At 36.8% G+C, this 24,688-nt stretch carries 23 protein-coding genes; 8 read left to right on the top strand and 15 right to left on the bottom strand.

Annotated features, from left to right (window positions below; all coding sequences use genetic code 11):
* The first annotated feature begins 502 nt into the window (after positions 1 to 502).
* Positions 503 to 1,393, top strand: a complete 891-nt coding sequence (locus Xsze_RS03925) for a GNAT family N-acetyltransferase (RefSeq protein ID WP_038239897.1) — start codon at positions 503 to 505, stop codon at positions 1,391 to 1,393.
* On the opposite strand, the gene rfaC is transcribed toward Xsze_RS03925, so the two are convergent.
* The 3 genes from rfaC to rfaD are packed head-to-tail and all read right to left on the bottom strand — an operon-like array spanning position 1,373 to position 4,350.
* The gene (gene rfaC, locus Xsze_RS03920; RefSeq protein ID WP_038239899.1) at positions 1,373 to 2,350 is read right to left on the bottom strand and encodes a lipopolysaccharide heptosyltransferase RfaC; all 978 of its coding nucleotides are present in this window, start codon (positions 2,348 to 2,350) and stop codon (positions 1,373 to 1,375) included. The genes Xsze_RS03925 and rfaC overlap by 21 nt on opposite strands.
* Positions 2,350 to 3,402 (bottom strand): ADP-heptose--LPS heptosyltransferase RfaF, encoded by a 1,053-nt coding sequence (gene rfaF, locus Xsze_RS03915; RefSeq protein ID WP_038239900.1) that lies wholly within the window; start codon positions 3,400 to 3,402, stop codon positions 2,350 to 2,352. Before rfaF ends, rfaC begins: the two co-directional genes overlap by 1 nt.
* Positions 3,403 to 3,411: 9 nt before the next feature.
* Positions 3,412 to 4,350 (bottom strand): ADP-glyceromanno-heptose 6-epimerase, encoded by a 939-nt coding sequence (gene rfaD / locus Xsze_RS03910; protein ID WP_038239902.1) that lies wholly within the window; start codon positions 4,348 to 4,350, stop codon positions 3,412 to 3,414.
* Between the two features lie 235 nt (positions 4,351 to 4,585).
* Between rfaD and kbl the strand changes: the two genes are divergently transcribed.
* Together kbl and tdh are read left to right on the top strand one after the other, a co-directional pair.
* Positions 4,586 to 5,782, top strand: coding sequence for a glycine C-acetyltransferase (kbl, locus tag Xsze_RS03905; RefSeq protein WP_038239904.1), 1,197 nt, complete (start codon positions 4,586 to 4,588; stop codon positions 5,780 to 5,782).
* A 9-nt stretch (positions 5,783 to 5,791) separates the two neighbouring features.
* On the top strand, positions 5,792 to 6,817 hold the full coding sequence (gene tdh, locus Xsze_RS03900) for an L-threonine 3-dehydrogenase (protein WP_038239906.1): 1,026 nt from the start codon (positions 5,792 to 5,794) through the stop codon (positions 6,815 to 6,817).
* On the opposite strand, the gene Xsze_RS03895 is transcribed toward tdh, so the two are convergent.
* Positions 6,814 to 7,785: a divergent polysaccharide deacetylase family protein gene (locus Xsze_RS03895; protein ID WP_244431832.1), complete on the bottom strand. Its 972-nt coding sequence runs from the start codon at positions 7,783 to 7,785 to the stop codon at positions 6,814 to 6,816. The two genes, tdh and Xsze_RS03895, sit on opposite strands and share 4 nt — an antisense overlap.
* Positions 7,786 to 7,983: 198 nt before the next feature.
* Positions 7,984 to 9,297, bottom strand: coding sequence for a murein hydrolase activator EnvC (gene envC, locus Xsze_RS03890; protein WP_038240106.1), 1,314 nt, complete (start codon positions 9,295 to 9,297; stop codon positions 7,984 to 7,986).
* 341 nt (positions 9,298 to 9,638) lie between these two features.
* Here envC and Xsze_RS03885 point away from each other — a divergent pair, with 341 nt between their 5' ends.
* From Xsze_RS03885 to cysE, 4 genes are all read left to right on the top strand, one after another.
* Entirely contained in the window at positions 9,639 to 10,076 is a 438-nt protein-coding gene (locus Xsze_RS03885; RefSeq protein ID WP_038239908.1) for a rhodanese-like domain-containing protein, read from the top strand.
* A 72-nt stretch (positions 10,077 to 10,148) separates the two neighbouring features.
* Positions 10,149 to 10,619, top strand: a complete 471-nt coding sequence (secB, locus tag Xsze_RS03880) for a protein-export chaperone SecB (RefSeq protein WP_038239910.1) — start codon at positions 10,149 to 10,151, stop codon at positions 10,617 to 10,619.
* A complete protein-coding gene (gene gpsA, locus Xsze_RS03875) occupies positions 10,619 to 11,632 on the top strand; it encodes an NAD(P)H-dependent glycerol-3-phosphate dehydrogenase (RefSeq protein ID WP_038239911.1) in 1,014 nt (337 codons plus the stop codon). Before secB ends, gpsA begins: the two co-directional genes overlap by 1 nt.
* Positions 11,633 to 11,657: 25 nt before the next feature.
* Positions 11,658 to 12,479: a serine O-acetyltransferase gene (gene cysE / locus Xsze_RS03870; protein ID WP_038239913.1), complete on the top strand. Its 822-nt coding sequence runs from the start codon at positions 11,658 to 11,660 to the stop codon at positions 12,477 to 12,479.
* Between the two features lie 206 nt (positions 12,480 to 12,685).
* On the opposite strand, the gene trmL is transcribed toward cysE, so the two are convergent.
* The 5 genes from trmL to Xsze_RS03845 all read right to left on the bottom strand — a co-directional run bounded on the left by trmL (position 12,686) and on the right by Xsze_RS03845 (position 17,457).
* Entirely contained in the window at positions 12,686 to 13,189 is a 504-nt protein-coding gene (gene trmL, locus Xsze_RS03865) for a tRNA (uridine(34)/cytosine(34)/5-carboxymethylaminomethyluridine(34)-2'-O)-methyltransferase TrmL (RefSeq protein ID WP_038239915.1), read from the bottom strand.
* A gap of 526 nt (positions 13,190 to 13,715) precedes the next feature.
* Positions 13,716 to 14,483 (bottom strand): hypothetical protein, encoded by a 768-nt coding sequence (locus tag Xsze_RS03860; protein ID WP_038239917.1) that lies wholly within the window; start codon positions 14,481 to 14,483, stop codon positions 13,716 to 13,718.
* 71 nt (positions 14,484 to 14,554) lie between these two features.
* The gene (locus Xsze_RS03855) at positions 14,555 to 16,171 is read right to left on the bottom strand and encodes a DUF6056 family protein (protein WP_038239919.1); all 1,617 of its coding nucleotides are present in this window, start codon (positions 16,169 to 16,171) and stop codon (positions 14,555 to 14,557) included.
* On the bottom strand, positions 16,164 to 17,087 hold the full coding sequence (locus Xsze_RS03850) for a glycosyltransferase family 2 protein (RefSeq protein ID WP_038239921.1): 924 nt from the start codon (positions 17,085 to 17,087) through the stop codon (positions 16,164 to 16,166). Before Xsze_RS03850 ends, Xsze_RS03855 begins: the two co-directional genes overlap by 8 nt.
* 4 nt (positions 17,088 to 17,091) lie before the next feature.
* Complete coding sequence (locus tag Xsze_RS03845; protein ID WP_038239924.1) at positions 17,092 to 17,457, bottom strand: GtrA family protein; 366 nt, start codon at positions 17,455 to 17,457, stop codon at positions 17,092 to 17,094.
* An 844-nt stretch (positions 17,458 to 18,301) separates the two neighbouring features.
* On the opposite strand from Xsze_RS03845, the gene Xsze_RS03840 reads away from it, so the two are divergent.
* Positions 18,302 to 18,745 carry a helix-turn-helix domain-containing protein gene (locus Xsze_RS03840; protein ID WP_051462464.1) on the top strand — a complete coding sequence of 148 codons (444 nt, stop codon included), beginning with the start codon at positions 18,302 to 18,304 and terminating at the stop codon, positions 18,743 to 18,745.
* Between the two features lie 193 nt (positions 18,746 to 18,938).
* Here the strand turns inward: Xsze_RS03840 and Xsze_RS03835 are convergent, their stop codons facing one another.
* The 5 genes from Xsze_RS03835 to Xsze_RS03815 all read right to left on the bottom strand — a co-directional run bounded on the left by Xsze_RS03835 (position 18,939) and on the right by Xsze_RS03815 (position 24,640).
* Positions 18,939 to 19,892, bottom strand: coding sequence for a DMT family transporter (locus Xsze_RS03835; protein WP_038239927.1), 954 nt, complete (start codon positions 19,890 to 19,892; stop codon positions 18,939 to 18,941).
* Between the two features lie 97 nt (positions 19,893 to 19,989).
* On the bottom strand, positions 19,990 to 20,949 hold the full coding sequence (locus tag Xsze_RS03830) for an NAD-dependent epimerase/dehydratase family protein (RefSeq protein ID WP_038239930.1): 960 nt from the start codon (positions 20,947 to 20,949) through the stop codon (positions 19,990 to 19,992).
* A gap of 42 nt (positions 20,950 to 20,991) precedes the next feature.
* Positions 20,992 to 22,449, bottom strand: a complete 1,458-nt coding sequence (locus Xsze_RS03825; RefSeq protein WP_038239932.1) for an oligosaccharide flippase family protein — start codon at positions 22,447 to 22,449, stop codon at positions 20,992 to 20,994.
* A 1-nt stretch (position 22,450) separates the two neighbouring features.
* Positions 22,451 to 23,608 (bottom strand): glucosamine inositolphosphorylceramide transferase family protein, encoded by a 1,158-nt coding sequence (locus Xsze_RS03820; RefSeq protein WP_051462465.1) that lies wholly within the window; start codon positions 23,606 to 23,608, stop codon positions 22,451 to 22,453.
* Between the two features lie 222 nt (positions 23,609 to 23,830).
* Entirely contained in the window at positions 23,831 to 24,640 is an 810-nt protein-coding gene (locus Xsze_RS03815; protein WP_209435295.1) for a glycosyltransferase, read from the bottom strand.
* Positions 24,641 to 24,688 lie beyond the last annotated feature (48 nt).

The following is a 24,688-nucleotide window of genomic DNA, read 5'->3' as shown; positions in this document are numbered from 1 at the left end:
CAGTAGGTTATCAGTATCATGAATCATCAATATATTTGAAATTTCTCTGGGAATTCTGAAGGATAAACTGATAACCTCCATGACAATTATGGGTTATCTAAAGGAAATGTTGTTATATTTTAATTAAATGTAAGGTTATCATTATTGATGATGTTGATAAGCCAGTTTATGAAAGAGAAGTAAATTTGCTTAAATGATCATTAAGATAATGTATTAACTGTAATATGGGTATTTAAGTCAATGTAGTGTTGGATGGACGGTGGAATGATACAATTATTCTGTGTTTTTATCTTAATGAGTAATTTGTTAAGAAAATTGCAATGGGTAAACTTTAAAAAATAAAATTTATTCATGTGAGATAAATGATGATTCTGTTTTATAGTAATTAAAATCAGAAGTAAGTGATTTGGTAAGTTATTGAGAGATGCTTTTATAGTTTGGGTTGTTATTTTTTGGCGCTAGATTTTATGTGCTAAATTAAATTGATTTTATGGGATTGGATATGACAAAATTAAAAGCATTCCTTTCAGGATGGAAGGAGTGTAATTTCGAACAGTATACAGAAGCTCATACCCTTTTAGGAGGGTGTATATTAACGCATCCTAATATTATTGCTTTTTTGAAAAAACGCATTGAAGGAAGAAACATCTCTTTTTATATAAAGAAAAGAGGTAATTTGCTTGATGGGGCATTTTTTTTCATTAGCAAACAGAAGTTAGTCGAGAATATACAGGGTAAATATCCATTACCCAATGATGAAGTTATCTTTCCTATTTCAGCAAACAAGAGAGTTTTTTTGCCTATAAAATCAAAAAGGCTGTCACCTATTCACCAAGATAATTTTATCAATGCTAGTTATAAGCCTCTTTTCAGTAAGCGTCAAATTTGTTTGATAAAAGATAATTTTTCTTACAAAACTCGCCGTAATCGCAGCAATGAAATAAACCGATTTAAACGAGCAGGAGGTGAAATTCGATCTGCGAGTGAGTTCAGTGCTGAAGAATTAGTCAATATCTATATCGAATTATACCAAAAACGTTGGAATTGCAGTCATTCATTTGAGCAAAGGCAGTTTTTGCTTGAAATATATACAGAGCTACGTGAGCATATATTTGGCTATGTATTACTTATCAATGATACTCCCTGTGCGTATGATTTTGTTATGCGGGCGGATAGTCCCAAATGGATTTCCTTTGACGCTATTAATGGGGGTTATGACCCTGAATACTCACACCTGAGTGTTGGTAGTGTTTTGATGTGGGTTAATATCCAAGAAGCAAAGGCACAGTGCCTGCAGGGAGATAAAACCATGCGTTACTCCCTGGGAAATCCTACTTTTGAATATAAAAATCGTTGGTGTGAAACTTTACCATTAGGAAAGATGCTTTTTTAATATATCTCTTAAGAGTAGCCTAACCTCCGATGGCTTAATACTTTGCATTGTGCCATCTGCTGATTTTAGGGGATGCTGCTCTTTACCATATCCACCGATCAAACCCGGATCGGTCGGGCCAAACAGCGTAATATTAGGCCGGTCAAGTGCGGCAGTCAGATGACTTAGCCCGGTATCAACAGAAATTACCGATTGTGCGCCAGCAAGGACTTGGGCGACTTCACTTAGTGTCAACTTTGGCAGTACATCAACATGAGTGAACCCTTCCGCCAGCCTTAATGCCCGTTGATGCTCATGCTCTGCCCCCCATGGTAATTTGATACGCATGCCTGTATGTTCAATGCTGGCAATCAGTTGCCGCCAATGCTCTTCAGGCCAGTGTTTTTCATCGCGGGTTGTTGCATGCAGGAAGACGAGATAGTCAGCAGCGCTTTTCGGTGGTTGGGTCAGAAAATGTCGGGCAATGGCGTAATCACCTTGGCCTGAAGGTTTTGCATAGCCCAAACTGTCAGCAAATAAAGCCCGAATGCGTTCAACGGCATGTTGTTGTTTGCTAATAGTATGGCAATGATCGTAAAAAAAGCTGGCGATAGGTTCGCGGATGCTTTTTTTATCATAGCCATGTTTCGGCCCGTGAGCCAAACGTGTCACTAAGAAAGCACTTTTTAACAGGCCCTGGGCGTCGATGATAGCGTCATATTGGTATTGTTGCAGTTGTTGCCAAAACGCCGCGCGCTCTTCGCGAATATCTTTTCTGAACCAGTTTTTCCGCCAGCGCCGGATAGCAACAGGAATGACATTTTCGACAGCATCATGCCAAGTGGGAATTTGAGCGAATCCCTCTTCGACTACCCAATCAAACCGGATATCAGGCAGATGCTGCTGTGCATCGGTTAATGCTGGCAGAGTATGTAAAACATCTCCCATTGAAGATGTTTTGACCAGTAACACACGCATTAATTCTGGTTCTCCACCTGCAACAGTTTTTCTAACGAAGCGATAACCTTTTCAGGTTGGATGTCGATCAAGCTTTGATGATAGCCACCATCACTATCACCTTTTCTGATTTTGTGGTAACCCGTAATCAGACGAATGACTTCAGCTTTATCTGATAGCGGTGGAGTAAAATCCGGGCTACTCGGGCCATATAGTGCGACCAACGGACGATTCAGCGCTGCCGCAACATGCATCAATCCTGAATCATTCGTGACGATTGCATCACAGGCGGCGATGATATTGACGGCTTGCTCAAGTGACGTTTTTCCTGCCAAATTGAGGCATTCTTCACGGGCATCATTACTTAAAAGTTTGCGGATATCTTCACCAGCTTCATGATCTTTAGCAGAGCCGAATAGCAAAATTTGATAGCCTTTTTGGGTGATTAATTCTTCTGCGGCGGCGGCATAGTGATAGTGCGGCCAGCGTTTAGCCGGACCGAATTCCGCACCCGGGCAAAAGCCAATGATAGGGCGGTGATCAGAGATGTTGAAAGCCGATGTTGATTCTGCAATCTCTTCGTCGTTAACACTTAATTGTGGCCATAAAATCGGTTGAGGCAGAGCCTCTGCGTTGCAGGCTGTTTTCCCGTCACATGCAAGAGCGACATAGCGTTGAACCATGAGTGGAAAGGCGCTCTTGTTCAAGGTTCGGATATCGTTCAATAGCCCGTAGCGCATTTCTCCGCGCCACCCTGTGCGCAATGGAATATTGGCGAAAAACGGCACCAGCGCAGATTTGAATGAATTGGGCAATACATAAGCGCGATCGTATTTATTTTCACGCAATGAGATCCCGAGCCGGCGGCGTTCACCCAAAGCAAGAGCGCCATGTCCAAGGGGCATGGCTATGGCCTGATTCACTTCCGGCATTTTTGCCAGTAATGGACGACACCATGCTGGTGCCATCACATCAATTTCTGCATTAGGGTACAAAGCTTTCAAAGTACGGTAGAGGCTTTGTGACATCATCATGTCACCCACCCATGATGGGCCGATCACCAATATCTTCATAGACGTCGATTAATTATCCTGATTAAGCCATTGCATATATTCAGTGACACCTTCTGCTACAGTTTTGAATGATTTTTCATAACCTGCTGCACGAAGTTTTGTCAGATCTGCCTGAGTAAAACTCTGATAACGGCCTTTTAATTTCTCTGGGAAATCAATGTATTCTACAGCAGGCGATTTTTCTTTATGGAATACAGTAACCGCATCTGCAACAGCTTGGAAAGATTCAGCTCCGCCTGTTCCACAGTTAAAAATACCGGAAACACCGTTTTTCCAGAACCACAGATTCACCGCGGCAACATCACCGACATAAATAAAATCGCGGCGGAAGTTTTCGCTGCCTGAGAATAATTTCGGATTTTGCCCTTGTTGGATTTGATCATTTAAATGAAAGGCAACACTTGCCATGCTACCTTTATGCCCTTCACGTGGTCCGTAAACATTGAAGTAACGGAAACCACAAACTTGGGAATCAGCATGGGGCAGGATATCGCGAACATATTGGTCGAAAAGGAATTTTGAGTAACCATAAACGTTGAGAGGCTTTTCGTACCGGCGTTCTTCAATGAAATTATCACTGCGGCCGCCATAAGTGGCAGCAGAAGAAGCGTACAAAAAAGGGATCTGGCGATCAAGGCAATAATGCAGCACATCTTTGGAGTACTGATAGTTATTGTCCATCATATACTTACCATCCCATTCCGTTGTGGATGAACATGCACCTTCATGGAAAATGGCATCAATATCACCTAAATCATCACCCGCAACGATACTGGCAATAAAATCTTCCTTATCTATATAATCGGTGATGTCCAAATCAACCAAATTGGCGAATTTTGTGCCATCTTTCAGGTTATCAACAACCAGAATATCCTTATAGCCTTCGTCATTCAGTGCTTTGACAATATTGCTGCCAATAAACCCTGCACCACCAGTGACAATAATCATTTGGCTCACCTCTAAATAGTCAGTTCACTTTACTTTGGGGCGTATAATAGCACTTAACCCTACTGACGACAGCAGCTTAAACAGGGTAATATCCTGAAATGTTGCCCTGTGGCAGGCTCCAAGCCGTGATCGACTTTACAAAGTTGATATTATCTTTTTCGTTATGTCGTCACTGGCAGGATCTATCAGTAAGATATAGCTCGCCTTTCACTTTGTAGGTATTCAGGAGAGAAAAATGCCAGCGTCGTTTTACCAGAAAATTAATGATCAGTTGGAACAAACACGTTCCGAAGGGCTATTTAAAAGTGAGCGCATTATTACATCTGCTCAACATGCCAATATCGCTGTTTCTGAAGGCAGCCAGGTTATTAATTTTTGTGCCAATAACTACTTAGGGTTGGCCAATCACCCTGACCTAATCGCTGCTGCAAAAGCGGGAATGGATAGCCACGGTTTTGGTATGGCTTCCGTTCGCTTTATTTGTGGTACACAAGACTCCCATAAGGAATTAGAAAATAAGATAGCTGAATTTTTGGGTATGGAAGATTCCATTCTGTACTCTTCATGTTTTGATGCCAACGGCGGTTTGTTTGAAACCTTGTTCGGGCCGGAAGATGCGATTGTTTCAGATGCCTTGAACCATGCCTCCATCATTGATGGCATCCGTTTATGCAAAGCAAAACGTTACCGTTATGCGAATAATGACATACAAGAATTAAGGGCGCAGTTAGAGAAGGCAAAATTAGAAGGTGCTCAAAATATCCTGATCGCGACTGATGGGGTTTTTTCAATGGATGGTGTCATTGCTGACCTGAAATCCATCTGTGATTTAGCTGACGAATTTGGTGCATTAGTCATGGTTGATGATTCGCACGCAGTTGGCTTTGTGGGCAAACATGGCCGTGGCACACATGAATATTGTGATGTTATGGGGCGTGTTGACATCATCACCGGTACACTTGGGAAGGCTTTGGGTGGCGCATCTGGTGGTTATACCGCAGCACGCAAAGAAGTTGTTGAGTGGCTGCGTCAGCGTTCACGCCCTTATTTGTTCTCCAATTCATTGGCCCCTGCTATTGTCTCTGCATCCATTAACGTGTTGGATATGCTGAAAAATGGCGATGGCCTGCGTGAGCGTCTCTGGAAAAATGCGAATTTGTTCCGTGAAAAAATGACTGCCGCAGGCTTTACCTTGGCTGGTGCTGATCATGCAATCATCCCTGTTATGTTGGGGGATGCTAAATTAGCACAAGAATTCGCAGCTGAATTACTGAAAGAAGGCATTTATGTGATTGGCTTCTTCTATCCTGTCGTTCCTAAAGGTCAGGCGCGTATCCGGACCCAAATCTCTGCTGCCCATACTGAAGAACAAATTGAGCATGTGGTAGAAGCATTTATACGCATTGGCAAGCAGTTAAACGTCATTGCATAGGGTATCACTATGAAAGCTCTGTCAAAATTAAAGTCAGAAGAAGGGATTTGGATGACGGATGTGCCCGTTCCGGAACTTGGGCACAATGATGTGATGATTAAAATCCGTAAAACCGCTATTTGTGGTACGGATGTGCACATCTATAACTGGGATGACTGGTCTCAGAAAACGATCCCCGTACCAATGGTCGTAGGGCATGAATACGTTGGTGAAATTGTTGCACTTGGCCAGGAAGTCAAAGGGTTCAAGATTGGAGACCGTGTCTCTGGTGAAGGGCATATTACCTGTGGTCATTGTCGCAATTGCCGTGCTGGGCGTACTCATTTATGCCGCAATACCACGGGCGTGGGTGTAAACCGTCCGGGAGCATTTGCTGAATATCTGGTTATTCCGGCATTCAATGCCTTCAAAATTCCGGACAATATTCCAGATGAACTGGCGGCGATTTTTGATCCATTCGGCAACGCAGTGCACACAGCCCTGTCTTTTGATCTGGTCGGAGAAGATGTTCTGGTATCCGGTGCTGGTCCTATCGGAATTATGGCGGCTGCGGTGTGTAAGCATGTGGGTGCTCGTCATGTTGTGATTACCGACGTGAATGAATATCGCCTTGAACTGGCCCGTAAAATGGGTGTTACCCGTGCCGTCAATGTCAGTAAAGAGAGCCTGACGGATGTCATGGCCGAATTGGGCATGACAGAAGGTTTTGATGTTGGATTGGAAATGTCTGGTGCGCCACCTGCGTTCCGGACTTTGCTGAATACCATGAATCATGGCGGGCGTATTGCTTTGTTGGGTATTCCGCCTTCGGATATGGCAATAGACTGGAATCAGGTTATTTTTAAGGGGCTATTTATTAAAGGTATCTACGGACGAGAAATGTTCGAAACGTGGTACAAAATGGCAGCTTTGATCCAGTCAGGTTTAGATCTGAGCCCCATTATTACTCACCAATTCTCAATTGATGAGTATCAGAAAGGCTTTGATACCATGCGTTCAGGTCAATCTGGTAAAGTTATCCTGAATTGGGATTAATTTGTTGGGCAGGTATCTGAAGTCTTATGGATACCTGCTTTCTCACTTTTCTGTTGTGACTTTTTTTTACCCGAGGCTTGTCCAAGGTCTTGTTTCGGGGGATTACCCGGGTGTTTTTCCAGGTATTGCCTCAGAGCATTAGAGCTACCTTCGTGTACCAGTGTGCTCGCCAATGCTTTCAAGTCATCCCATTGAATTATTGAAGCAAATTTTGATTTATTGGCTTGTGCACATTTGCGTTTTGTTTGCTGTATATGCAGGGATTCTTTTTTATCTGCACGAATGGGATGCAATAGCATACTGGGGGAAACCAGTTCAATATCACGGGGCAATGCCGCAACTGTTTGTTGTAAAACACGCATTGTTGTGGGATGAGGGTGACCAATTGCAATGGCAGCTCCTTGCTTACGAGCAAGTGCAATTGCACGGTTAATTTGCTGTCGTGTTTCAGCTTCTGTCTGAACATTATCTAAGAAAATATTGCGGCGGAGTACCGGAACGGTTGTTCCCATTGCGGCTTTAGTAACTTGCGTATTACCAATTGTCACACTATCCAAAAAATAAAGGTGGTATTGAGATAACACCTGCATCACTTTTTCCATCCCGCTGAGATTGGATGTCATTGCACTCCCCATATGATTATTCATCCCGGTAGCATGGGGAACTTTCTGTATTGCGTCTTGAATAATGCGGCTAATTTCTTCCTGAGTCATGGCAGGATGTAATGTATTTTTTTCCAAGGGCTGTTTACTTAACGGCGCCATTGGCAAGTGGATTAAAATCTCCCGCCCTTGTTGATGGGCTTTTTCTGCCATCTTCCTGCCATATGGTGAATCGGGCAGTATTGCGATAGAAACCGCGACGGGCATTTGTAATATTTTGTTTTCCTCATGAACACGATAGCCAACATCATCAATGACGATAGCTAGACGGGCTGCCTGAGCATTTAGGGTAAACAGCAACGGCATGAAAAATAACAATATCGACAATAACAGAGTAAATGCACTGTCTGGCTTTTGGGGGCGATATTGCTTTTTTATCATTATGCTGTTCATCCTAATCTTGTTCACCCTACGTTTTGTCTATCCTTACATTATGTTGTGCTGATATCCGTTCGGTTTCAAGTCGCTGCCAAAAAGCAGCAACCCGAAAATGGAAAATACATCTTATTTTCCTAGCCACGGCAATGGGTTAACAGCTCGGCCTTGGCGGCGGATCTCAAAGTACAGAGAGGGTTGTTGTTGCCCGCCGCTATTGCCGACCAGCGCTATTGGCTGACCCGACTTAACTTGCTGACCAACGTGGACCAGCGTGCTTTGGTTGTAACCGTAAAGGCTCATATCACCTTTACCATGTTCAACGACAACGACTAAACCATAACCCTGCAACCAATCTGCCAATAATACTCGCCCGTCAGATATGGCTCTTACTTCAGTGCCTTCTGCGGCAGAGATAACAATGCCTTTCCAGCGTAGTTCACCTTGAATGGCTTCACCAAAACTGTGAATAACACGCCCACGGACGGGCCAAATGGCTTGCCCTGCTGGTCTTCCAAGGCCACCTGTCCTGGCCATGAGAGCCCGCTCTTCTTCTGTTGGTTTATAGCTGGCTCCTTTTTGTTTGGCCTGTTTTTGCTTAGCTGCAACTTGTGCACGGACACGAGCGGCTTCACGAGCTTCACGTTCGGCACGGGCTCTGGCTTCTCGCTCTGCTTTGGCAATCTTATTTCTCAGGCTTGTCTCATTTTGCCGGAGCTCCGTCAGGCTTTGTTGATCCTTTTTCAGCGAAGATTCCAGTACGTTTAACGTTTTTTGTCGTGCAGTACGTACGACTTCCATTTTTTGTTTTTGCTGTTTTTGGCCACTCAGTATTTCTTTTTGTTCACTTTGTTTTTTGAGTCGCAACTTTTTTTGCTGACTCAGTGCGGCGGTGGTTTTTTGCAGTTTTGTTATAGTTTCCTGACGAGCTTGGTTTAAATAACTGTAATAAGCAAGGATCCGTTCTTTGCGTTGAGTTTCTTGCCCATTGAGCAGTAATTCTAATCCTTGATGATTTCCTTGCCGAAAAGCTGCATCCAATTGTTTGGCGAGTAATTCGCGTTGTTCACTTTGTTGTTCTTGCAGGCGTTTGATATTGGCATCCAGTGTTGAAACTTCATTTTCCAGTTTATTTAGGTGAGATTGTGTACTGTGTAGCGAGCGCCCGACTTCTGAAATGATATTTTCTTGTTCCTTTAATTGATTCAGTAGATCAGAACGTTGTTTTTGCTGTTGTTTTACACTTTTTTCTTTCTCGACAATATCTTGTTGAATATCTTTGAGCTGATTTTTATTCTCTGAAATTTGGTTTGCAAAAGTATTGGTACTGATACTGAAAAAGGCGAATAACAAGGCACAGAGTGAGAACACACTGATTTTTTTTTGCCATTGATACTGTTTCAGTCGATGAATACGACGCTTTAGATCCTTATTTTCAGTCATCTTATTGAGTACCTTACCGCGATGTAACAACATCAGATTATTTCATGAGGAATCTCACCTGACCAGAGAGCGACCTGTTTTTTATCATTAATATAAATTTTAGTTAATTTAGCTCATTTATTGTCTAATATCTTGCCTCGGTCCAGTGTGACATGAAATATTTTGATAATGCATACAATCAGGTGATTGTTGGTGAATTTTTTATTTTTTCTCGAAACTCTCCGCAAAATCAGCACAAATGTGCGCGGTGTTAGTGCTAACTGGCTGTAATTAACGCAACACATAGGTATACTCTGCTACCTTAGATATTTGTTATTAACTAATGGGAGTTGTTGCCCTCCATGCTGCAAGAAATCATGCAATTTATTAGCCGGAACACGATCCTGAGTCTTGTCTGGATTGCATTACTGGTGGCTGTCATCGTTATGACGGCAAAAAGCCTGTTCTCCAAGAGTAAAGAGATCCCCCGCGCACAAGCCATCCATTTGATTAATAAGGAAGATGCTATCGTTGTGGATTTACGTTCCCGTGACGATTTCCGTAGAGGGCATATCATTGGTTCCGTTAACCTGACGCCATCTGAAATTAAAGATAATAATCTGGGTGAGTTGGAAAAACATAAAAAACAGCCTGTTATTGTCGTTTCAGCGAATGGAATGGAATCCAGAACACCAGCGGAAAATTTGGTTCGCTTCGGCTTTGAACAGGTTTATTCCCTGAAAGAAGGGATTGCTGGATGGGCAGGTGAAAATCTGCCATTAGCGCGTGGCAAGAGATAATGACATTGATGTGGGCAGTATGCTCGTATCACTAAGGTTCAATAAGGACATCTGAAAAAGGTAAACATAATTATGTCAGAACAAAACAACACAGAAATGGCTTTCCAGATCCAGCGTATCTATACGAAAGATGTTTCTTTCGAAGCACCAAAAGCGCCTCAGATTTTCCAACAGGACTGGCAGCCGGAAGTCAAATTGGATCTGGATACTGCTTCCAGCGAATTAGTTCAGGGAGTTTACGAAGTCGTTCTGCGTGTTACCGTTACTGCGACATTAGGAGAAGAAACTGCATTTCTGTGTGAAGTTCAGCAAGCGGGTATTTTCTCTATTGATGGTATTGAAGGAACACAATTGGCGCATTGCCTGGGTGCATACTGCCCGAACATCCTGTTCCCGTATGCCCGTGAGTGCATCACTAGCCTGGTTGGTCGTGGTACTTTCCCACAACTGAATCTGGCTCCAGTTAACTTTGATGCTCTGTTCATGAATTACCTGCAGCAGCAAGCTGAGACTCAGCCTAACGAGGCTGAACAGGAAGCCTAATGAATACTGCTTCTATGACAGTAATCGGTGCCGGTTCATACGGCACCGCTTTAGCCATTACCTTGGCGCGTAATGGGCATGACGTTGTGCTTTGGGGACATAATCCTGAGCATATTCAAGCCTTGCAGCAGGCGCGTTGCAACCAGACATTCTTACCGGATGTTTCTTTTCCTGATAGTTTACGGCTTGAGGCTGATTTAAAGAGTGCGGTTTCAGCCAGTCGCAATATTCTGATCGTGGTTCCCAGCCACGTTTTCGATAGTGTCTTACAGCAAATAAAGCCATATTTGCAACATAATAGTCGTATTGTTTGGGCAACCAAAGGCCTTGAGGCTGAAACAGGGCGTCTATTGCAAGATGTGGCTCGTGAGATATTAGGTAATGAAATCCCCTTGGCTGTTGTTTCTGGCCCAACTTTCGCAAAAGAGCTCGCGGCGGGTTTACCAACAGCAATTGCTGTTTCTGCCACAACACCTGAATTTGGTGAGGAACTCCAGCAATTTTTCCATTGCGGAAAAAGTTTTAGAGTATACAAAAATCCAGATTTCATTGGGGTTCAGCTGGGTGGAGCGATAAAAAATGTTATTGCTATTGGTGCAGGGATCTCAGATGGAATGGGATTCGGTGCTAATGCCCGCACTGCACTGATTACCCGCGGATTGGCAGAAATGAGCCGTCTTGGAGTGGCGTTGGGTGCTGATCCTTCGACATTCATGGGAATGGCTGGGTTGGGTGATTTGGTTCTGACGTGCACGGATAATCAATCCCGTAATCGTCGTTTTGGTATGATGCTGGGCCAAGGTATCAATGTCGATGACGCACAGCAAGAAATCGGGCAAGTCGTTGAAGGATACCGCAACACTAAAGAAGTTTGTGCATTGGCGGAACGAGCGGGTGTTGAAATGCCCATCGCAGAACAAATCTACCAGATACTGTACTGCAATAAAAACGTGATTGAAGCTGCCCAGGCCTTATTGGGAAGAGCTACAAGAGATGAGGGTGAAGGCTCTTAATCTTAAATCTAGTGGGAACACTGATATGTCGCGAGAAGAACTGAACGAAGTTTGGAAAAATATAAAAAATGAGGCGAAAGCATTGGCAGATTGTGAGCCAATGTTAGCCAGTTTTTTCCACGCGACACTACTCAAGCACGAAAATTTGGGTAGTGCCCTGAGTTATATGCTGGCAAATAAGCTGGCCTCACCGATTATGCCTCCCATAGAGGTCAGAGAAGTCGTTGAAAGTGCGTATCGCAGTGATCCTAAAATGATCGGATCAGCAGCACGCGACATCAAGGCGGTGAGATTACGTGATCCGGCTGTAGACAAATACTCGACACCATTACTTTACCTTAAAGGTTTCCATGCACTACAGGCCTACCGTATTGCGCATTGGTTATGGAAAGAAGATCGCAAAGCGTTGGCGATTTACCTGCAAAATCAGATCTCAGTTTCATTTGGCGTAGATATCCACCCAGCTGCGAAAATTGGCTGCGGTATCATGCTTGACCATGCAACAGGTATCGTTATCGGTGAAACGGCAGTTGTAGAGAATGACGTTTCCATCCTGCAATCCGTGACACTTGGTGGTACGGGGAAAGCGGGGGGAGATCGCCACCCGAAAGTTCGTGAAGGGGTCATGATTGGGGCTGGCTCCAAAATTCTCGGCAATATTGAGATTGGCCGCGGAGCCAAGATTGGGGCGGGCTCAGTTGTATTAAGGCCTGTACCACCTCATACAACAGTCGCGGGTGTACCCGCTAGAATTGTCGGAAAACCGGAAAGTGATAAGCCATCGCTGGATATGGACCAGCATTTCAATGGTATCAATAACGGATTTGAGAATGGGGACGGGATTTGAAATCCTGCGTTCTTTTTATCCTTATCAATATATATCCAATGAATTTCAAGCTGCTTCGCGGCGGCAAGGGAATGAGTCCCCGGGAACATAGATAACTATGTGACCGGGGTGAATGAGCGCAGCCAACAAAGAGGCAACTTGAAAGACGAAGGGTATAAGTAGAACATTCAGTGTAAGCTATGCACTGAATGTTCTACTTATTAATCTTAATCCCGCAATAAAGCACCTGGATAACCCAGTTGCCGCCATGCTTCAAACACAACGACAGAAACAGAATTAGACAGATTCATACTTCGGCTATCTGGTAGCATGGGGATTCTGATTTTCTGCTCAGGTGGCATATTATCTAGCACATAAGGCGGTAGCCCACGAGTTTCAGGACCAAACATCAGATAATCACCATCACGATAACTGACATTACTGTGTGCCGGTGTACCTTTGGTTGTTAAAGCAAATAAACGCGCTCCAGAAGGAGATTGTGAATTGACCGAACTCAGCCCTTCACTTTCCAAGAATGCGTTATAGTCATGGTGTTGTTTAATGTTGGCGAACTCATGGTAATCCAACCCCGCACGACGCAAGCGCTTATCATCCCATGTAAAACCCAAAGGTTGAATGAGGTGAAGCTGGCAGCCTGTGTTGGCACAAAGACGGATTATATTGCCTGTATTAGGCGGGATTTCTGGTTCGAATAGGACGATGTTTAGCATGGTTTAATTACTTTTGTACTGCTCAGGGGCTAATGCCGTTTTGAATGAATATTTTCTGAAATTCGTTTTTGTATCGCTTTAAGATATAGATTATTTTGGACAACCGTTTACTTTAGATAGACAAAAGTGTCATGTATAATCTAGCAAGCATCGCAAGATGAAACTCAAAATCAGGGAAAGATTCAAATTAACTAGAGATAATTATTCTCAATATTTTATTGAAAAGGCTAAGTTTATATTAAGTTGGAAAATATCAATTTTTTATATACAACTGGGTAAAACTTCCTTTATAAAAATTGTAGCCAGATTTACGATGGTATAATTTATTGATGAATATCTAATTCTACCCAATAATTTACTGATATTTGAAACTTACTCTCTCAGAGTATAGGCTATAAGGTATTCATAATTACCCACTATCCATTTGAAGATAAATATTTATTGAATATACAAGGTGAGTATTTTTAACAATTATAGAGGTTGATATCTTAACCGCATCAGATATACAATGACAAAATAAAGTTTTTTATCTTCTAAATTTCTCTTGCAGACGATATATCCATATAAATAGTTTTCCTTTTAAACTAAGGGGACAATTTCCTTCATACTCAGTAACTAAGATACCACCAAATTTAGACTTGAAAGAGTCGATATTTTTTTTGTCCTTATCATTAATCAGTGAAATCCCTCCCATATCAAAAATTTTGCAACCTTTTTCTTTGAAAAAACGTATGGCTTCAAAACATAAAGTTCTGTTAGCTCTACCTATTAAGTTTCTTTTTTGATTGTTGTCATCACGAATAGAAACAGAGCATTTTAACCTAGCTCTATTTTGATCAAAATAGTAAACGTTAAAAACGAGGATGTTATTGTCTTTAACAGCTTTAAATAAAACTACATTTTTTTTATTTCGAATAAGGCTATTTCGCAGCTCATTGACATTAACACCAAGTTTTTTAAGTTTATTAAATTTATCAAATAAAACAATAAAATCATGGATATTTTTATCACTAACATGCATATTTATTATGAATGACACGTTATCATCACGGTAACATTTATTAATTTCATTCCGAGTATTTTTAGAAAATTTTTTAAATATATCATCTAACTGCTGCTGTAAATCAACCTGAAGCGTGTGAAACTCTTGCAAATTTGGCAAACACTTATTTACTTGATAGCATTTTAGAATATCATATTTCCCTTTATTGTTGTTGTATAATTCTTGAATGTTATCATGGTAATGAACTTCTAATACTTTTAACCAATTTCTATTATATTTGCATGTGAACATATTTTATTTCATACCTTATAAATTATTTAACTTCTTAAAATTAAAACTAGCGATTTGTATTATCAAACTTATTAAATATCTATATGAGTGTTGTTGATAATGATTTTATTTATATTGTTTTGGTTGATGTTACTTGTAAATCCAATTAAATTTTTTCCTAATATTGTATTGATTTTGAACGAGTTATCATTATTGTATGGTATTTCGAATTTATTTCCATTTTTATCCATTAAAATAATTGAAATGTTTGCATTGGATAATTTATGTGGGTTATTAATGACTAAAGCTATTGATGAACCACCTATAAATCCATTTTTCCCAATGTAAATTCCAGTAACATTTAGATTTTTATCTATTTGAATATCAACACTTTTTATTTCACTTTCAATGAGAATGGAATAGTCGAAGTAAGGATTAAATGCATCGATATTATCTACATTATATAGTTTGCCTAATGCTGAGCTAGGGCTAAATGTATCAACAGAATCACCTTCACTAAATGACTTAGGCCAATAAAAATTAGGAATAGAAAAGATAACATTACCAGTTTTAATATTATCTATGATACTTTGTTTACGAATGCTCTCTTGTATAACAAGTTTGTTTGATGAATAACTAATTAGGATATAAGAATAAAGAAACAATAAAAAATAAAACAAAACTATTATATAGATAAGTGAGATTGATATTTTAGATTGACTGTTTTTAATAATATTAAACGAAAATGAGCATGATATTATCATGAAAATGCATGACCCAATAAGAGCTCTTGCCGGAAAAGTAGGAGCTAAAATCATTGAAAATATACTCATTAATCCTGCAAACAAGAATAATAAAGAAATTATAGTGCTTTCTTTATTCTTTGTATTTGCAAAATAAGCCATTATTAGCAGTATAATTGTTGTAGCTAATAAAGTATAAATCCGTTTAAGTGATATTGGTAGTGTATACCCTATAAAATATCCTATTTTTTCAGAAAAGGGCATTTTAACCCACCATTCAAAAGCAGAATTAGCAGCTCTTGCGAAATTACCAGGGCTACATATTAATAAAATTGTTCCAATGATAACAATAAAAGAAGAAATAAATAACTTTTTATCTTTGTTTTTTATGAGATTGTATATGGATGCACATAGTGAAATGCATACAACAATAACACTGGTATTTTCATTGCTTAGCCCAGAAAAAAATGAAAAAATAAGCAGAGGTAAGAATGATTTTTTATTTCCTGAAATGTATAGGCTAAGAAAATATAGATAAATACAGATGAATAAATTTGTAAACAAATAATTTGCAGCACCAACAATCCAAAATACCGTTTGACCTAATGTTGGGTTTACTATCCAATAAAGTGAGAAAATAAATAAAAAACTATATATATTGTTTTTATTTTTATACAGTGTAGACGGGATAATCGAAATGAAAAATGTCATACTTACTAAAGCAATTGCAATAATTATTGATTTTATAATATTGTTATTTAGAACAAGTAGTAATGAACTAATATAATCAGAAACAAACCTGCCACTCCAGTATAAATAATGATTGATATGGGTTTGTAGATTTAATCCTTTTAAAAGATAGGAATAGTCGTCTGATTGTAGGGGAGTTAAATAAGAAATGTAAAAAACCATTGAAGCCATTAAAATCATTATTAATAAATATATTTTCTTTGTATTGTCAAGCATTTTTATTACCTTTAATAATATATTTAGGTCTTTTCTTACTTTCAGTATAAATACGACCAATATATTCGCCTAAAACACCAATTCCAATAAGTTGGATACCGCCTAAAAATAAAACTGATACTAATAATGATGGGTATCCTGGAACTGGATTACCCCACATTAATTTATCGATAATCATCCAAATACCATATATGAAAGATAGTATAGCGACGCTAAGCCCTATGTATGTCCATATTCTTAATGGAAAGGTAGAAAAACTAGTTATTCCTTCAAGAGCAAGGTTCCATAACTTCCAGCCATTAAATTTAGATTTACCAACTGTACGTTCTGCTCGGGTGTATTCCACTATATCAATAGTTCCTCCAACCCATGATAAGACACCTTTCATAAAGAGATTGCGTTCGGAAAGTAGTTTAATGTTTTCTACTGTCTCAAATGACATTAAACGAAAATCACCAACATTTTCCTCGATCTTTGGCGAGCTGATTTTATTATGGAATTTATAGAACCATTCAGCTGTTTTTCTTTTTAACCAGCCATCTGTTGAGCGATCTGTTCTTTTGGCTAAGACTACATCTGCTCCATTCTGCCATTTTTTAATTAATTGTGGTATAACTTCAATAGGATCTTGTAAATCTACATCAATAGGGATGATAGCATCACCTGTTGCATGGTCTAACCCTGCGAATAAAGCAGGCTCTTTACCAAAATTGCGGGTAAAACTTAAGGAAATTATAGAGTTATCGGAGAAGGAAAGAGAGTTAATAATATTTTCTGTTGCATCTGTACTACCGTCATTAATAAAAATGATCTCAACATTATATTGTTTTAACTCCTCATTTTCTCTGACTGCCTTATAGAAAACAGGGATCGCTTCTTCTTCATTGAAAACAGGAACAACCAATGAAATTTTCATTATTCTATTCCTTAAAAATAAATATTTTTGAATATAAAAAACCAAGGATTAAGCTTACAATAGAAAAAAATAACAAAGTGAATAACGGATACAGATTAATATGGTCAGATAAGTGTCCAAGTAAAAAACTTAGTGATCCCATAAAAGTAATGAAAAAAATATACTTTCTAGCGGTGGCTTTCTTTTCGAAAGTAAATTTAGCATTAGCTAAAAAGGAAAAGGTCACAGAGATTATAAATCCTATTAAATTGGCTATTGATTGCGTTGTATTAATTACGTAAAATAATATGCCGAAAGTACCCCAATGTATGAGTGTATTAATGATGCCAATTGTAACATATTTCGCAAAAAATTTATTTATGAAGTTCATTCGAAAAAAATCAGAATATGAATTTATATAGTGAATAGGTTCGTAATAGCATGTAATGATTAAATTTGTATTTTACAATATATACCTCTCGTCATATTTATATTAACCCTCATTAAGAATATAGGTTGGAGTACTCAGATACTTGCCCAAGTATTGCATATTCGAATTGCTATTCCATAGATTATAAAAGTTAGGGAAAGCTGGATACTACTAATATAGTGGTTTTGAAAGCCATTTTTTGCTGAATTCATTTATTATCTACCCGAGCATGAGCTTCCTAGAATATTTAATTGACTTCAGCAGCAAGAGGATAGTTGCAAGAAGGTACAAAAGTGTACTTAGATAACTCCATTTTATCTATTGATTCTGTTTATTCATTTTATTTAATCATGGCTAGATTATTGATACCTTGAGAGTAATAAATGAATACTCAATGCTATGTGCATTGAGGATGTAGCTATTTGTGCATTTTCTTGTATCAATTGATAAACTATTTCATGATGTAAAAATATTTTTTCATTCAATTTGAGGTGGCTTTCACCTTATTAATAAATTAAATATTGTAAAATTAAATAGTTGATCTGTATTTCTATCGTTGGATACACTTTTATTGATTTTATAGTAATATGTCGTTGTTCTATAGCTTTAAGCTGAGCTTGCCAAGTGTATATTTCTTTGTTTTCTGTTTTTTAGTTCCTTGCCTAATCGTTTTAAGCGAAACTAATATTCATTAGATGAACTCAAGAATTATTTAATATTGGTTACTTATAATTGAATCTAGAATCTATACCATCGTAATTGAAGATGCTTGATTTTTCATTCATCTCAGATCAAGATTGTGCCCATGAAAATGACCCTGACAGATGCCCAAAAAGAAGTTCTCGAATTGAGGCATGATACGACTCGTGATGGACACGTACGTGACCGTATCAAGGCTGTGCTTTTGGCATCAGAAGGCTGGACTGCTCAGATGATTGCTCAGGCTTTGCATATTCATGAAAGTACGGTGAGCCGTCATCTGAAGGACTACTTCTCTGAAGAAAAACTCGCGCCTGAAAACGGCGGCTCTGAAAGCCGTTTATCTGCCGAACAAACGGCAGAATTAGTGGAGTATCTGACGGCAAATTTGATGCACACCACCGCGCAACTTGTTGATTGTGTCTGGGCATGTTGGCAGGTCACTTTCACGGTAACCGGGATGACAAAATGGCTCCACCATCAGGGGTTCAGCTACAAAAAACCGCTGGGAACACTCATCAATTCGACGCGGATAAACAGCAACAGTTGATTGAGACCTACAACGCGCTGAAGGCTGAATGCGGTCAGCATGAGCCCATTTTGTTTATTGATGCCATGCACCCTACCCAGCCCACAAAATTAAGTTACGGTTGGATGAAACGCGGAAGGGAGCATGTCAAAGTGGTCGAAGCCACAGGCAGCCATACCCGCCTTACGTATAGAGAAAAATTAAATTTGTTTTTTTATTTAATAAAATACGTTAGTTTTTTTATGTTGATAGGATTAATTGCTGTTAAAAAAGAGCCAACAGAAATTCCTGTGCATATGAACAATAAGTTTATAGATATTGGCTCATCCATAATTAAATACGCAAAGATAACAGCCCATACAGAATAAGTTATATTTAAAGCCATCGCTCTAATAGGGCGTAATCTTTCTATAGCACGATAATAAAAAAGGTAGGAAAGTGTAGCAATTAAAGAAGTTGTAAGTAATAAGGTTGTTAGTTTTATGTCTGAGAAAATATGAGTTACACCAGGGAAAGAATGAATGAATACCACAATAATAATAAAATAACCTAATGATGATGATAATTGTCTTATAAGATAAGCTATATCTGAAGGAATATTTTTGTTCATACCGTAGGAGCTGATCACTACTTCTGAGCCCCACCCTAATGCACATAAAAAAGCAAAAAGAAAACCAATCCATCCAAATATAGTTTGGGTAGTGGTTGAATAACCTAAAATAATTGTACAAGTTATAGCTAATGCCAAGCCGAATAATCCTATTTTATGAATTTTATCTTTAAGTAAAAAAAATGATATCAAAGCTCCAATCGCTGGATATAATGCAGAAATAGCAGCTGTATATCCAATGCCAATATATTTTATTGATAAAATATAAAAAGACATTCCTAGTGGGCCTCCAAATATAGCAGCCATGGTGATAATGAAATAGTTTTTGTTCTTTAAAATAGAGAGTATTTTGCGATATGTTTTTTTATATGAGAGATAAAAAAACATATATACGAATGAGATTAAGTCATTCAAAAATGCAATAATTATAGGAACAAGAATGTAGGAAGAAAGTATATCATTTCTTAATAAAGAAGCTAAAAGAACACCACTTAGCCCCCAGAAAACACCAGAAAATAATCCATAGAAATTTGCAGATAGTTTATCATTAACGTACATGGGCGTTATGGTTTACCTAAAATAGATGGCATCGCTACGGGCAGCTAAGAAAATATTTAGATACTGCCCGAATAATTATAATGGAAAGTCTCACAGATTATGTATTATTTTTTTGAAATTCAGTTGTCACTGTGTTAGCTATTCCTTGTTCGAGTGTTATAGGAGGTACAAATCCTGTTTCAGAAATACTACTGGATTTGAATTGGGTTTGAGCACAGAATTTTTTCACGCGAATGCTGCTAATAGGGAATTCTTTACCTATTATTTTAGATAATAAATCAAAAAAATATCCTCCTAATATTCCTATTGAGTATGGAATATGAATATTAGATTTAGGTTTTTTTAGGGTGTTGCAAATAACTTCTGTTAATTGATTCATTGTGAAATCAGGTTTGTCAACATAATTGAAAACATAGCGACCCGATTTAAAATTAGTTGAAAACTTTAAAAATGCAGCAACATTTTCAACATATGCCATTGATTTTTTATTCTTTCCTGAGCCTATCATTAAAAAATGACCAGAGGCAATTTGTCTAAATAAGTTATAAACGTTGCCTCTATTTTTTTCACCAAAAACTACAGTTGGCCTAATAGTTACTAATGTTCTATTAAGCTCTTTTGCCTGCCAGGTATCATAGATATGTTCTGCTTCTAGTTTTGATTTTCCATAATCATTGAAAGCATTGTAATCACCGTTTTCATCTGTTTCGTTTTCTACAAAACCATAAACTGCAACAGAAGAAGTAAAAATGATATGTTTTATATTTAATTGTTCGGCAACTTTACAGATATTTCTAGCTCCATCAACATTCACATCATAATACAGTTTAATGGGTTTTACGTTATCCTTATGCTCTGCAGCTAAATTAATTATGATTGATGCATTTTTTAAAGTCCTATATAAAGTTTCTGGCTTAGTAACATCTCCATATTCCCATTGTTCAGGAAAAAGTTCACTTTTATTTTTATCTATTATTTGAAATGGGATATTGTCAATTTTTAATTGAGTCGCAAGGCGAGAGCCTATAAATCCTGAACCACCTATTAATTTGATCATTTTATGCCTTATTTATAGATAAAATAGTTATGTATCCATTAATCAATTATGAATCTTTTTTAGTATTTTTCTTATTAATTTTTGAGAAATTTGTTCTTTTGTAAATAGAAGGATAAGAGTATATGAAACAGAGGAATATATCACGCTTAATATAACAAAAGTAGGAATGTTATCGCAATATTTATGAAGAAATGGTATCATCACCATTGGCAAAGATGCCAAAATATAGATGGTAATACTTCTATTAATAATTTTGAATTTTATTTTTGCTATATAATATGTATAAATGTAGAGAAACAAGGATAAAATGGAAAGAAGTATCATTGTTATTAATATACTATTTTGTGCCGTTAATTGTTCTTTCATATATAACTTTATGCATATATTTATAAGGCTAAAAAATATTAATAGCTTTATAAAAAAACGCTCTTTATTCAAAGCGAATAAAATTTGACTTCCTAATATTTTTAATAGAGAGAAAATTAATATATAAAAAACAAAAATCTTTATCACTGGATTGGCGTTTGTATATTCAGTTGCACCAAATATATATAGAATTTCTTTAGATAAAAAGAAAACACCAAATAAAGAAGGAATTATTAGCATCATTAGTGCTGTGAAAATATGCTGTACTAATTCTACAAATTTGTTTTTATCAGAATTAGCAAGGATGGATAATCTAGGTAAAGTCACTTGAGTCAGGGTAGAAGAGAAAACAACTATAATTAATATTATTTTTTCTACAAGGGTATAGAAAGCAATTTCCTTAGCTGATGAATATGAACCTAGCATTATTTTATCAAAACTGAAAAAGAAAAAGCCGATGTCGATAATAAATAATGTTGATAATATTTTTATAAAGTGCTTTTTTAAAAGATCTATTTTTATTGATTTTAGAGAAAAGAAAATATTCTTTTTATAAAAGAATATGTATAAGAATGAAATTAATCCGTTAGTTGCATCGAAAAGAATATTTAACCAAACATATGTGATATAATCGTCTTTTGTTGTTACTAATAAATACATTAATACTAATGAGACTGTTCTGCAGCATATTGTTTTTAATGATATAAATTTATATTCTTCATAGGCTTCATTTACCCATTCAATGTCTAACGTAAGAAGTAATAGTTTAAATATTAATATAATCGATATAATATGAGCTTTTTGATCTGTTATAAAAAACAAAATAATAAATAAATATATTATGACAGAAAACAATATTGTAAATATATTTATTAGGTATAAATTAGAAAAAAGTTCGGAAGACTTTTCTTTATTATTTCTTATTTTACCTAATTCTCTAATTGAATAATAAGATAATCCTAGTACTGCTATAGTGTGAATATATGAGTAAATACTTTCCGCATAATTAACTGCGCCAATATTATCAGGAGATAGTGTACGATATATATAAGGTACAATTAACGCTGGTAGAGTAAATCTAAATAAATTTAAAATTAATTTAGATACTCCATTTATTGTGATTGATGTATTCATGTTAACGTTTTTTTACTATTCTTTTTAAAATTCTAAATGTATTTTTTATTAATGAGTAAATATCTTTATTTATTATTTTTAGATCAGTTATTTCTATTTCTTTGGAAGCGTTATAGGTATGCATTGCGATGGCATTTTTAGGTAAATCTAATTTTGACACAAGCTCTTCAGAATATACAGTCTGGGATAATTGTTTAATTTTCAATATGTTAACTCTATAACCATATCGGCGAGAACAATCTTGAGATACTCTATATAAACTTCCTTTATCATCCATATAAATAGCACCTGCATTACGTGACAAAGAAATATCATTAACAAATGGAATATCTGACATTTTTCTAAATGGCAGTGTTAATGGATCTTTTGTTGTAAATATAGTTAGTTCATCTCCGTAAGATGCACCAGAAATTTTTTCACTTGTGAATAAATACCACATACCTTCTTTTTCAATCAAGATTGAATCAACTGCCTGAATGTTATTAATTAGCGTTTTTATTTTATGCCAACGATGTGGAAATTCAAGGCATTTATAGAGGTCAATTGTATTATTTTCTGATGATTCAGGAATCATATACAGTTCATCATTTATTTTACATAAGTAAGGAAAAGATAAATGATAATCCTCATTAATTACTGTTTTTATATTTTTAAGCCTGTTTTTATTTACGTCTAATTCACCAACAGCGATATATCCTTTATTTACATCATAATTTAGCGCTTCATAGAATACGTAATATTTATTATCGTGATGATAAATAAAAGGGTCAGCCATTAGTTCATTTTTTTTGTATTTTAATTTTATCCATTTAGTGTCACCCAATCTTCTATATGCAATAATCCATTGATTAGGCATGAAAAACTTAGTTATTATATTTTTTAAAATTAAGCATAAGTAGAAAAAAATAGAACCTAGAAATAATGTTCTATCATAATTAGTTATGATGACCTTTTCGTTAAATCTTTTTTCAAACAGCGATATTTTTTCATAAATTAACTTTCTATTTTTTGAAAAAGAGACTCTATTAGGTAATAAAGATGTTTCGAGAACTTTACCATCAGAAAAGGAAAATGTTAATGATAATTTATTGTAAAATAAACAAGAGGCAATGCTCTCATAGTTGATGGATCTACCTTGGCCAATTTTTACATAGATCAAAATCATCTCCTAAATAGTAAAATTTTTTTATTGTTAAGGTAATACATTTGACATTATTAATAATTGATTTTTATTTTGGTATAATCTAATGGCAGTGTTGCTAAGATATAATTCTGGCCACTTATGATTCTATATGAAGAATTATATATTCCACCTGCACATATTTTATAAGTATATTCTTTAATTTATTTAATATTTTTCTTATATTAATTAATCTTTGAACTATTTTTTTCTTAGAAAATAATATAATTTAGAAAGAACTAAAGAAGGAATTAAGCGAATTGCGGCTCTAGCAGAAAAATACATGATTGTACTATATTTATTGCCTATGTCTAATTTTAATAATTTAGTTAGCATATTTATTTCAGATTTGAAATACACTATTCCTCTTCTTCGCCTGAGCATATTTTTTCCTGTACGAGCAAGTACAAGTACTTTATCTAAATTTTCTAATTTAAAACCTTTTGAGTATAGCCTAACCCAAAGATAATAATCTTCCATATATTGTAAGTGTTGATATCCACCAACACTAAGAACCTGTTTTTTTCTGAAGCAGGCTGTCATGTGGTTGATTGGATTACGTTTATTGATTACTGAGTTAATTTCATTCTCTAAAGGTACACGCCGATATCCTTTTATATCTGAAGGATTCTCATCAAATTCAGCAATATGAGAGCCACAAACTGTTATTTGAGGGTTGTTATTCATATAAATATATTGGACTTCAAATCTATCGCACTTATTTATATCATCTGTGTCAACTCTCATAATTAAATCATTAGTACAGGAATTCAATCCTATATTCAACGCTTCACCTAAGCCTTGATTTTTTTCTAAGATGACATCTTTTATTGGTAATTTTTCTCTCCATTCTTCTATGACGTTGTATAGTTCTTGAGTCAATTTTCCATCTTGGACAATAACAATCTCATTAGACTTGTAAGTTTGCTCATAAACACTTAAAAGCGCTTGATCAAAAAATTCTGGTTGCTCTTTATTATAGACAGACATTAACACTGAAAAATTATACACTTATATGCCTTTTTTTATTTTTAATGATGAAATATATGTAATGTTTTA

This window comes from Xenorhabdus szentirmaii DSM 16338 (assembly GCF_002632585.1).
In the GTDB taxonomy this organism is placed as follows: Bacteria; Pseudomonadota; Gammaproteobacteria; order Enterobacterales; family Enterobacteriaceae; genus Xenorhabdus; species Xenorhabdus szentirmaii.
This window is presented reverse-complemented; position numbering and strand designations above follow the sequence as displayed.